Genomic DNA, 12,224 nt, shown 5'->3' with positions numbered 1-12,224 from the left:
GACCCCTTGTAGACCACAAGGTTGATAGGTCTGAGGTGTAAGCGCAGCAATGTGTTCAGCTGACAGATACTAATAGGTCGAGGTCTTGACCCAAAATGTGATTATATGAAGTTTTGATTTTGCAAAGTACTATGCAGGTAATTGTCTGCATAGCGCCTTTCCGGCCAGTTGAACGTGGTTTGTTCAACGAGGAGGAATAGGAGAAAGTTTCTGAAAGAAACTCTACAAGCAGATCAGAATATTAGGTGACGATGGCAAGAGGGATACACCCGTTCCCATCTCGAACACGGAAGTTAAGTCTCTTAGCGTCGAAAATACTTGCCGGGCAGCTGGCTGGGAAGATAGAACGTTGCCTATTTAGAAAGACACATCAGTTTATAACTGGTGTGTTTTTTCGTATGTACAGAATGATTTATTGGACAGCAACGATCTTTTGTTCCCAGTGGCCAGCCCGTGAGCAAAAACAGCTCACTTTCGCTGGTTGCGAGTAAACTACACTCGCAAGGATAGAACGTTGCCTATTTAGAAAGACACATCAGTTTATAACTGGTGTGTTTTTTCGTATGTACAGAATGATTTATTGGACAGCAACGATCTTTTGTTCCCAGTGGCCAGCCCGTGAGCAAAAACAGCTCACTTTCGCTGGTTGCGAGTAAACTACACTCGCAAGGATAGAACGTTGCCTATTTAGAAAGACACATCAGTTTATAACTGGTGTGTTTTTTCGTATGTACAGAATGATTTATTGGACAGCAACGATCCTTTGTTCCCAGTGGCCAGCCCGTGAGCAAAAACAGCTCACTTACGCTGGTTGCGAGTAAACTACACTCGCAAGGATAGAACGTTGCCTATTTAAGAAATGACACATCAGTTTACTAGTGTGTTTTTTCTATTTTGATAGAAGAGATAAGAGCGATTTGCGGAATGTGGAATGTGGAATGAAGAAGCCCTTGCGCGTTCCGCGCGTGGGGAGCTCTCACGAAGCGTAGCTTCAAGAGTTTCCGCATTCTACTTTCCACATTCCACAAAACTCGGTGAATCTCTCAAGAGACCTTATCTGGGGTCGGGCTCCGTGAACCCTGCCCGTGAATAAAAAGTATTCACTTACACCGGTTACGAGTAAAGAACACTCGCAAGGATAGAACGTTGCCTATTTAAGAAAAGACATCAGTTTACTGGTGTGTTTTTTCTTTTTTTGTAAAAGAGAACAGAGAGGTTTGTGGAATGTAGTATGTGGAATGTAGTATGTGGAATGTAGTATGTGGAATGTGGAATCCCTTGCGCGTGGGGTGCTCTCGCGAAGCGTAGCTTCAAGAGTTTCCGCATTCTGCCTTCTACATTCCACAAACCTCTGTGAAACTCTTAAGATACCTTATCTTCGGTCGGACTCCGTGAACCCTGCACGTGAATGAAAAGAATTCACTTCCGCAGCTACGAACAAAGTACGTTCGTAGTTACAATTGACTTTCAGCCCCCACGAGAAAAAAATATAAAAAAATGATATTACCCCTGAATTTTAATATTTGATTCGTATAATAATTTAAGACAACTACTTATTAGAAGCATCAATTCAGTTTGAAAGATATCAATATCACATTATGGCGATAATGAATTTCAATGTCGTAATATTTATGATTATTTCACTACAATAAGGGTACAAATAATAAGGAAATAGCTTATAAAAAAAATATAACGGCAAGATGCTTCTATCGATGGAGGTGATGATAGAGAATATACTTGAAAGGTTATAACAGTAATTTTTGTTTTACGAATCAGAGACATACATTGTTTCATTGATGACAAAATTTAAATAGTTTAATCATGAGTTGACGTATGTTGCAATTGCAGAAAGAGTATTCTTAATTTCATAATACTAATGTGCTAAGCTCTACTATTGATCTATTTTATATATTTATAATGTTTGAAATTAAGTACATTCTTACAGAATTCCATTTGTTTTGTGATAAAGCTAGTTAAATTTAGTTGAATCAAAATTCAAACGGATTAGAGAGGAGTATCCGTATGAGAGGCAAAAGAAATATCGAAAGAGCTATTCAATCAATGGCTCTAGTATTGTTGTTAATTTTGTATACGACGATAGGCTCATTTGCAGCAACGGAGTCTGAAGGTTTTAACGCCGGCCAATCTAAATCATCAGGTCTTAATAATGGTGGAGATTATATACTAGGCTCGCCGTATGTTGAAGTTGCGAAATTTAATGCTTTTGAGACAGGAACAAAAGGTCCTGTAACACTTTCAAGCTTTAATGGGACTTCATTTACATGGACATCAACTAAGCCTATTTATGCAATTGTGGTAAAGGGTGGAGATGGAAGCATTGTATATACTGATCCCAAATTATTTGATGATCCAGTGTATCTTTATGATAAAGATAATGATATCAAATTCACTGCTGAATTTGAGACTATGGATTTTCCATTAACCAGTGGTACAGTAACTAATCCTAAAATACCTTTTGTAGGAGATGATAATGTAAATAGACCTGCTATATCTCACATTACATTCTACACAAAGATAATTGAAACAACAGTCACAGAAACAACAATCACAGAAACAACAGTTACAGAAACAACAGCCACAGAAACAACAGCCACAGAAACAACAGTCACAGAAACAACAGTTCCAGAAACAACAGTTCCAGAGACGACAGTTCCAGAGACAACAGTTCCAGAGACAACAGTTCCAGAGACAACGGTACCAGAGACAACAGTTCCAGAAACAACAGTTCCAGAGACGACAGTTCCAGAGACGACAGTTCCAGAGACGACAGTTCCAGAGACGACAGTTCCAGAGACGACAGTTCCAGAGACAACAGTTCCAGAGACGACAGTTCCAGAGACAACAGTTCCAGAGACAACGGTACCTGAGACAACAGTCACAGAGATATCATCAACCATTGAAAGAACCACTAAGCGGGTTCAAGAGACTACAACTACTACGCAAGCACAAACAACAACTACTACAGAGGAAGAAACTATAACTATTACAGAAACAACACCACCATTAGGTTCAGTTACTACTACTGTTCCTGAAACTACTACAACTACTACAACAGAAGAAGATCTTATTGAACTTGATATTGAGATTCCACTTGGTGCTCTACCAAAAACTAGCGAAGCTGCTCCAATTTTAGATATTGGATTAGGTACTGGTTTGATGGCTCTAGGTTGGGTATTTAGAAAATGGAATAAGCGTTAATAACAAATAGAAGAGTATCAATCAGAAATGATAGTTTAAGAAGTAAAATATAATAAAGCCACTCAAATTTATACAATTTGAGTGGCTTTATTAATAATCCCGCGTTGTAAAATGAAATTGAACCAATAAAAAATCCATAGCTGGAGCAACCTGTAATATAATGGTTTCACCACAAAACTTTATATAACAGGATAGGTGCACAACTATGGATTACCAACATCATACACTAGAATCAAAGTAGAATAAATATCTTAATGATTTTGAACGCGGTCAAGTTAAGCTTCTCATAGACGATAACCGTTATCCTTACTACATTACAAAGAAACTCAAGCGATCATCAAACACTATCCGCAATGAATTTAAGCGTGGTACAATCCTCAGAAGAAAGCTGGTAAAACTATCATGATTTACCTGCCAGATGCGGGGAAAACTATCTATGAAAAGAACCGTTTAAACTCACGAAACCGTATAAATACTTAGAATGTATTGATTTCATCCAACACGTTGAAGAGAAGCTGAAGACCGCTAAGCATTCAGTGGATGCCATATTTGGTCGCGTGATGCTTGAGGGAACCTATGAAACAAGCAAACGCGTTTGTACGAAGAAAGTCTATAAATTATATCAACTTGGGCTTAATGCAGTGCAAGAACATTGACTTACCACAGAAAACGAAACGTTCTACCAAGCCTAGACGCGTACGAAAAAACAAAATGGTCTTAGGGAAAAGCATAGCTGAGCGTCCTGAGTATATCAACGATAGGAGTGATTTTGGCCATTGGGAGATTGATTGTGTCATCGGCAAGAAGACTCAAGGGGAGAGCGTTCTATTGACTTTGACAGAAAGAAAAACGCGTATGGAGATAATTCGTAAGCTGCCTGCAAAAAGTTCTTGGGCTGTCCAGCGTGCCTTGCAAAAGCTCAAAGAAGATGCCGGTGAACTTTTTTGTCTAACCTTCAAGAGCATAACAGCAGATAACGGATCTGAGTTCTCAGAATTATCCTCGTTCGATGAAAGTGAGATCTATTTTGCACACCCCTATTCCTCGTGTGAACGTGGCACAAATGAGCACCATAACGGCTTAATTAGACGTTTTATCCCTAAGGGGAGGAGCATCAATCCTTATCCCTTGAAAACTATTGAAGCTATTCAAAGCTGGTGCAACACCTTGCCCAGAAGGATTCTAGGCTATATGAAACCACAAGAAGCTTTTGAAAGAGAAGTATTCTTACTTACTGCACAATGCTTCCATTATATTACATTAGGTATTAGTTCAATTTGATATTGAAATTTGGACTTTATTAATAATGATAAATTTGATTATATTATTCAAAGATTAACTGCTACTTGATGGAAGCATTATTATTTTGTTTATTGGTATGGGTTGTAGCCATTACTATTTCAGGGTGGAGTGAGTGAAACTATTGTTAAAAACAGTAAATAAGGATATGATGGAAAGAGCATCTAGCGGCTTACTTTGCTGTTTTGATTAAATTGATTAAATGTGAGTATATTCAATAATAAGGAAGGTTGAAAATTTATTAAAAAGCAACGAGGAAGTAATAGTTCTTAAGCGTTAATACAACAATTTGGGGAATGTTAAGTGAGGTAAACTATGGAGAATATAGTAGTTGCAAAAGAAGCTGAAGCACATCAAAATAGTGTTCATTCTGAAAGAAAATTTGATGCATTTAGAAGATATAATTATAAAGAATTACTCTTGATGCTGTTTTCTTCTTATATTTTTGCTTCTATAGTTAGTATGATAAATGTAGTCGAGAAAAACTCAAATTTATCATTTGTTACTAATCTAAACGGTTTTAGTATTATAATCTCTATGATGCTTTATTTAGCAGTTGTTATTTATATGAAATTGAAATTAAAAATTAGTGAGTCTGTGTATTTAGGATTAGTAGTTGTTTCTGGATGTTTTGGCGTGTTAACTGTAGTAGACAGTGAGAAGAATATTTTTCTAACACTTGGTGTGATCGGGATTATGTCGGTCATCATCATTTCTTATTACCAAAATGTAGATATCAATAAATTTGAAAGAGTAAACAATAAAGTCACAAGTGCGATTATTGGATTGCTGTTTATGGTGATGTTCTACATGATTTCTACTGCAACGATTTTTAGATACAAAACGTACAATGCTTCAACATATGATTTTGGGATTTTCACTCAAATGTTTCACTATATGAAGCAAACGGGGTTACCTTATACTACATTAGAGAGAAATGTATTTTTATCGCATTTTGCGATACATTTTTCTCCGATTTATTATTTAATTCTACCTGGATATTTACTATTCAGTTCTCCAGAGTATTTACTGATTGTTCAAGCATTTTTTGTGACATCAGGAGTTATTCCACTATACTTATTGTGTAGACATCAGAACTTGAATACCTTTATTACAATGCTGATTTCAGGTTGTTATCTTTTCTATCCAGGAATAGTAAGTCCAACTTTTTATGATTTTCATGAAAATAAATTTCTTACAGCTTTAATGCTTTGGATGCTCTACTTTTACGAGAAGAATAAAAAAAAGTCTATGATTTTGCTGGTTTTTTTGGTTTTATTTGTTAAGGAAGATGCTGCGTTATATATCATTTTTTTTGGTTTTTATGATCTATTTGCTAATAAGAACATTAGGCAAGGTTTAATAATAACGTGTATTGGGTTTATATATTTTTATTTAGTTACAACTGGAATGAGTCTTTATGGTTATGGAATAATGGATGATAGATTTAGTGTCTATCAGTTACCAAATGAAACGGGATTAGCTGTAGTAATGAAAAATATTTTAATGAATCCTGGTTTTTTCATTACTCAAGTGTTTATGTTGGAAAAACTAAAATTTGCATTATATATGTTGACTCCACTAGTATTTATCCCAATCATTAGCTCTAAATGGAGCAACTTAATATTTTTGATACCGATGCTAGTAATCAACTTAATGCCTAAATATGTTTATCAATATGACATAGGTTTTCAATATACATATGGTGTATCAGCTATCATGTTCTTTCTATTTATAAAAAACATTAGTAAGTTTGAGTATAGAAAGCAATTGACTATTTGCTCAATTGGAATTTTTGCATCTCTAGTATTACTAATGACAGCTACTAATGACAAATTTTCTTACTATCAAAATATTTATAATACATTCAGTCAGGAAATAGTAAGAACTGATGAGGCTTTATCATTAATACCAAGAAATGCTTCAATTACAAGTGAGACGTTTTTCACACCTCACCTATATTATGTACAAGAACTCTATGAATACCCAAATGACTTTGAAACTGATTATCTTGTTTTAGATGTTAGATGTCCGGTTGAAAAATTTGATGAAAAATCAAATTCCGCATTAAACGCTGGGTATGTTGAAGTATTTTCTGGTGGAATGGCAGTGGTATATAAGAAAATCGATAATCCTCTTGAGTAATGTTATGATTTCTGATAATTAATTTCAGATAAAGAGAACCAGCAAGTACAATGGCAATACTATTGGTGTTTCGATCTATAGTAAACTTACAGTGAGATGTATCATAATCGAGTGTTTTATATGGATTAGAGTAAAGGATACCATTCAAGACGTGAATAGGAAAGGTGTTGGATGGGTATCATGAAAGCAGTTCCTCTGTTACATAATTAGAGTATTATAAAAAGAGAGGATGCCCACATGAAAATAGCGATTAGAGTTATACTGATAATTACTGTTGTTTTGCTTTCAATTGTTTTATTACTTAAAAAAGACGATTTTCTTAGCAAAGCAACTCTTTCAATGTCAGTTGATAGACAGAACCATGAACCACTTTTAGACGAGTACAACTCTTTAAATGAAGTTTTTTCAAAACGGGATGCTGTGGATGTAGATTATATCATCCTGTTGGAGAAAGAGAATAAATCTTATAAAGAGGAAGTTGATTTTATAAAGTTACAAAAATTGGAGAGACTAAAGGAGCGTCAAGCACTTGCTGATAGGAAGAGTGTAGAGTTAGCTCTCGAAAGAGATAAATACGAATCGGAAATGCCATTGATCACCAAAGAAGGACATTTAAGTTTGTTGGGAAGGATAGCTATAGCTAGCATTAATGTCAATATGCCACTTGTTGAAGGTACAAGCGCTAGTGATATTGCAATTTCAGCTGGACATTTAGAAAATACAGCATATCCAGGGCATATTGGTAATTCGGTTATTGCAGGTCATAGGGGCTATAATTATGGATTACTATTCAATCGATTAGATGAGTTGGAAAAAGGTGATAGAATTGTGTTGACCACTTCGCAAGGAACATTTACTTATGAAGTATATCAGAAAAAAATTGTTGTTCCAGAAGACACATCGGTTATCAATCAAACAGACACTCATAGGGTTTTAACTTTGATTACTTGTGAACCACTTTATAAATCAACATATCGATTGGTTATTCATGCGGTATTGGTAGAATAGCATTTTGAAAGAGATTAGTGGTATAATTTATATATGAACTAATAGAACTTACAAAGGATGGTATGTATGAGTTTAATAAGGCGTTATGGATACAGTTTACTAACTTTTTCAGTTGCATTTCTAATAATGATGTTCGCATTTGTGAATGAAGGATTATTCCCTTTCGGGGAAAATCAGATCATGATCATCGATAGTTGGCACCAGTACTATCCAATATTGCAGGAACTTCAGTTTAAACTGCAACATGGCGAATCGTTGTTCTATTCCTGGAATACAGGGACTGGAACTAATTTTTTTGTAATGATGGCCTATTATGCGATGAGTCCACTCAACTTCTTATCCTTTTTTGTACCTGCTGAGTTTTTAAGGGAATTCATGCTGTTTGCTACGATTGGCAAAATCGCTTTTGCGGGTGCCTTCTTTACGGAGTATTTACGAGGGGTATTTAAATCAAAGAATCTGTCAATAGTCCTATTCGGTCTAATGTATGCCTTTAGTGGATTTTTAATGGGGTATTACTGGGATATCATGTGGCTGGACTGCGTTGCTTTGCTGCCTCTTGTTATACTCGGATTACATAGATTGATGGATGAAGGCAAGTTCGGACTATTTGTTTTTACGCTTGCTCTGAGCCTGATCAGCAACTTTTATATTGCGTATTTTGTATGTGAGTTCATTGCCCTTTATACCTTTGTGGTCTACTTCACTAAATATAGGTCTAAGGGAATCACACATTTCTTCAATAAGATTTCAAAGGTAGTCATGTACTCGGTGTTGGCAATTGGTTCTGCGATGTTGACTTTACTTCCGATTTTCATAGGTATGCAGCGTGCATATGGCCTATCATCAGGTAATCCAACTAGCTTTAAATTGTATCATTCCATACTTGATATTCTAAACAATTTGCTTGCCTATGTAGAGCCGACAGTCGTAGATGGTTTGCCGAACATTTCCATAACGATGATCGGGTTACTATTTATGATCTTCTATTTTCTTGTTCCAGGAATTCCTACAAAAAACAAAGTGATCAATGGATCATTTGCTGCATTTTTGATTTTGAGTATGAACATCAATTATTTGAATTTTGTTTGGCATGGATTTCACTTTCCAAATCAGGTGCCTTTTAGATTTTCCTTCCTACTGTCATTTGTACTGTTGACAATCGCATATGAAGCGATGACTAAGTTAAATGAACTACCTGTAAAAGCGGTTTTAAAAGTAACTGGTGTCATGATGGTTTATCTGATTGTTAATGAAAAACTTTACACAACATTATTCGATGCACAGGTTTTTTACATCAGTGCGGCATTTCTGCTTGCTTATGCCTCTATTGTTCTCCTTTATAAGCATGACAAGGTTTCTATCAAGTTTATGGCAAAGATGATTTTGATCGTCTTGTTAGTCGAAATCACAGTGTCTGCATTTCATGCGACAGAGGTTGCTGGAAATTCAGGGCGAACTGACTATCCTGTTCAAAATAGCGAAGTACAGGCTGCTCTAGATGATTTATATGCTAAAGATACTGGGTTTTACCGTCTGGAGATGTATCAGCAATATAGCGCTAACGATCCCTTATTATATGGATATCGGGGTATTACACAATTCTCATCTACTGCAAATTCAAAATTGAACACCTTTGCAAAGAAAATGGGAATGTCTGCCGATCCAGGTGGAAACTCAAATAGGTATTTGCCAGGCACACCAGTGATCAACGCGATGTTCAATATAAAGTATCTTCTGTCAAAGCATGCTGCTTTGCCTATTCCAAACGCTGCCTATACGAAGTTTAACGAGTTTACTGACCTTGAGGTATACGAGAACAGGTATGCTTTCCCACTTGGATTTAAGGTCAATCCTGACATCCTCAACTTGACGACAACCGACATCAGCCCATTTAGAAGACAAGAGCAGTTCATGAGTCTTGCGACTGGGAATGAGGTGACATTCTTCAAAGGGGTAGAAGCGGTGAATGAGACCTATGAAAATATGGATAGGCATCTGCTTGAGGATATAAGATACCACTATAAAAATATCGATGCTTCCAAAATAGGAAAAGCGAAAATAGAGTTTGTTGCGCAGCAAACAAAACAGATGTATATCTACATGCTTAACCAAACGAAAACGGTTACGCTTAAAATGAATGGAGTTTCCACCACCCACCAAACCCCACGAGGTGTGATCATCGACTTAGGGATCGTGGAAGAGGGAACAAGCTTTGAGTTATCTTTTGAGGTAATGGCTTCTGCATCTGGATATTTTGACATTCATGTTGTCACATTCGATGATGAGGTGTTTACCGTCACCCGAAACGATTTGATTGACGAAGCATTCGAAGTGGATGAGTTTACCCAGACAAAGCTTACTGGAGTTGCGACACTCAACAGTGATGGACTGCTTTATACTTCGATTCCTTATGAAAAAGGCTGGAAAGTAAAAGTAGATGGTGACCGAATAGAACCTATGGCTTATCAAGATGCGATGATTGCGATACCACTGCGTGAAGGAACACATCAGATTGAATTCTCATATGTTTCAGCAGGCTTTGTCTCTGGACTGATGATCAGTGTTTTATCACTGCTTATCTTGGCTTCAATTTATGTTTTAGGAAGGAAAACGGATTTTCAAAAGGAACAGAAGGAACTGAAATCTAAAAGGGGACAGCATGAAATTGCTGGTTAATGTGATGGAGAAGATAGAAATTTTAAAGGATAAACTGTTCACACGTCAATTTGTAAGATATCTCATTACTGGATTTTCTGCATTTTTCATCGAGTACGGTTTGTATGTGCTGCTGATTAAGGTGTTGAACGCACAATATATCATCGCTAGTGTGCTGGTTTATTGTGTGATTTTCTGGTTTGTATTTTTAATGAATAGAAAGTGGTCGTTTGAGTCGACAAAGGATATTAGGAAGCAATTGGTGCAATATGGACTGCTGTTCATTTTCAATCTGGTTGTCGCCAATATCGTACTGATGACATTCTTTACAGAGATACTAGGAATCAGTGAATTGATATCTCCACTCTTAAAGATGGCATGTATCGTGATGTGGAATTTTTGGATCTACAAAAATGTAATCTACAAATAGGAGTCAACTATGGATATGGTTAATAGGCATAAGGAACTAGCGATTATTATTCCTGTTTACAATGAAGGAAAAGCGCTGCAAACCAATTTTAAGGAGATTGTGCGCGTACTTGAACAAGATCGAGTGGATTGTCGATTCATGTTTGTCGATGACGGTTCTACTGATAATACCTGGCAGGTGCTGGAGTCCATCGTAAAGGAGTATCCTCAGGCAGAAGCGATAAGGTTTGCAAGGAATTTTGGCAAGGAAATCGCTCTTGCTGCAGGTCTTGACAGCATCGATGCCCAGCTTTATCTGCTTATGGATTCTGATTTGCAGCATCCGCCCGATCAAATAAGACCTATGCTCGAGCTGCTGATTAAGGAAGATGCGAATATCGTGGAAGGCATAAAAATCACTAGAGGAAAAGAGTCCCTATTTTATAGGTCCGTTGCAAAACTATTTTATTGGGTCTTAAACGTAGTCACTCATCTAGATATGAGAAACTCATCAGATTTCAAGCTACTGGACAAACAGGTGGTTGAATCAATAAGACGATTTGATGAAAGAAACCTGTTTATCAGAGGTATCGTAAAATGGGTTGGGTTCAAAACCGTTCAACATCCTTTTCATGTAGAGGAGAGAGTAAATGGAGTCAGTCATTTTTCTACTGCGAAGCTGGCCATGTTGGCACTGAATGCCACTCTCTCTTATACAAGTAAACCACTCTATATCACCATGATCAGCGGGCTTATCTTCTTGTTCTTTGCAATCATCTTAGGAATTCAGACACTGGCTAATTACTTGGTCGGGAACGCATTGGATGGATTCTCAACAGTGATTCTGGTCCTTCTGATCACTGGTTCTATGATTATGATTTCGCTTGGTATTATTGGGACGTATATTTCGAGAATCTATGACGAGATTAAAGCTAGACCGAGGTATATTGTTAAAGACAAAATCCAATGACGCTTGTTGTTTACATAATCCTAAAAGATTTTAAGAGCATATGACTTGTAAACGTAGCTGCCCTGTAATCAAGATGTAATCAAAATTACGACTGTATTGTTGTAAATGGTGGTATAATGTAGTTGAGAGGGTAGTCAAAAGTCGATTCGATTGACCAAAATTATTCTGTAAATCGCAAAGCTGATGAAAATCAGTGTCGCAAAGCTATAGGGTCTAAGGTTCATATGAACTATGACAGCCAGTTTCCAGAGAAAGACTTTGATTGCCAAATAGGTTGTGTAGACCATGTTTGCACACCAGGTATCAGATCTTTTCTCGACAAGGCAAACCAGTTGAAAGATTGGGGCGCAAAACTAGAGGGCCTAAGTCACTTGTGTGATATGGCAGCCAGTCGCCGAAAGAAAAGTTTTTTACTTTTCTTTCCCAAATGTAACAAGGCAAACCCATCGTGAGGTGGGGACGCAAAACTACAGGGTCTTCATAATGAAGATAGCCAGGTGCCGAAGGGAGAGAATTA

General features: G+C 36.8%; 5 protein-coding genes, 2 rRNA genes, 2 pseudogenes and 3 riboswitches. Of the genes and pseudogenes, 8 read left to right on the top strand and 1 reads right to left on the bottom strand.

Annotation, left to right across the window (positions count from 1 at the left end):
* Both DWB64_RS17710 and rrf read left to right on the top strand, forming a co-directional pair.
* A 23S ribosomal RNA gene (locus DWB64_RS17710) occupies nucleotides 1–93 on the top strand; the annotation flags it as partial.
* A gap of 148 nt (nucleotides 94–241) precedes the next feature.
* A 5S ribosomal RNA gene (gene rrf, locus DWB64_RS17705) occupies nucleotides 242–358 on the top strand.
* Between the two features lie 2,081 nt (nucleotides 359–2,439).
* Here rrf and DWB64_RS19690 read toward each other — a convergent pair.
* Nucleotides 2,440–2,808 (bottom strand): annotated as a pseudogene (locus tag DWB64_RS19690) (hypothetical protein); the annotation flags it as partial.
* Nucleotides 2,809–3,463: 655 nt separating this feature from the next.
* Here DWB64_RS19690 and DWB64_RS17695 point away from each other — a divergent pair.
* The 6 genes and pseudogenes from DWB64_RS17695 to DWB64_RS17670 all read left to right on the top strand — a co-directional run.
* Nucleotides 3,464–4,500 (top strand): annotated as a pseudogene (locus DWB64_RS17695) (IS30 family transposase); the annotation flags it as partial.
* 333 nt (nucleotides 4,501–4,833) lie between these two features.
* Nucleotides 4,834–6,663 (top strand): DUF2079 domain-containing protein, encoded by a 1,830-nt coding sequence (locus DWB64_RS17690; protein ID WP_129489551.1) that lies wholly within the window; start codon nucleotides 4,834–4,836, stop codon nucleotides 6,661–6,663.
* 237 nt (nucleotides 6,664–6,900) lie between these two features.
* Nucleotides 6,901–7,671 (top strand): sortase, encoded by a 771-nt coding sequence (locus DWB64_RS17685; protein WP_129489550.1) that lies wholly within the window; start codon nucleotides 6,901–6,903, stop codon nucleotides 7,669–7,671.
* Between the two features lie 66 nt (nucleotides 7,672–7,737).
* Entirely contained in the window at nucleotides 7,738–10,350 is a 2,613-nt protein-coding gene (locus DWB64_RS17680; RefSeq protein ID WP_164980482.1) for a YfhO family protein, read from the top strand.
* Complete coding sequence (locus DWB64_RS17675; protein WP_129489548.1) at nucleotides 10,334–10,759, top strand: GtrA family protein; 426 nt, start codon at nucleotides 10,334–10,336, stop codon at nucleotides 10,757–10,759. The genes DWB64_RS17680 and DWB64_RS17675 overlap by 17 nt, the downstream gene beginning before the upstream one ends.
* A gap of 9 nt (nucleotides 10,760–10,768) precedes the next feature.
* Nucleotides 10,769–11,707 (top strand): glycosyltransferase family 2 protein, encoded by a 939-nt coding sequence (locus tag DWB64_RS17670; RefSeq protein ID WP_129489547.1) that lies wholly within the window; start codon nucleotides 10,769–10,771, stop codon nucleotides 11,705–11,707.
* Nucleotides 11,708–11,870: 163 nt separating this feature from the next.
* Nucleotides 11,871–11,957, top strand: a riboswitch (cyclic di-GMP riboswitch).
* A 62-nt stretch (nucleotides 11,958–12,019) separates the two neighbouring features.
* Nucleotides 12,020–12,106, top strand: a riboswitch (cyclic di-GMP riboswitch).
* Nucleotides 12,107–12,133: 27 nt separating this feature from the next.
* Nucleotides 12,134–12,212: riboswitch (cyclic di-GMP riboswitch) on the top strand.
* Nucleotides 12,213–12,224: the final 12 nt, after the last annotated feature.

Origin of the sequence: Fusibacter sp. A1 (assembly GCF_004125825.1) — a bacterium.
GTDB lineage: Bacteria > Bacillota > Clostridia > Peptostreptococcales > Acidaminobacteraceae > QQWI01.
This window is presented reverse-complemented; position numbering and strand designations above follow the sequence as displayed.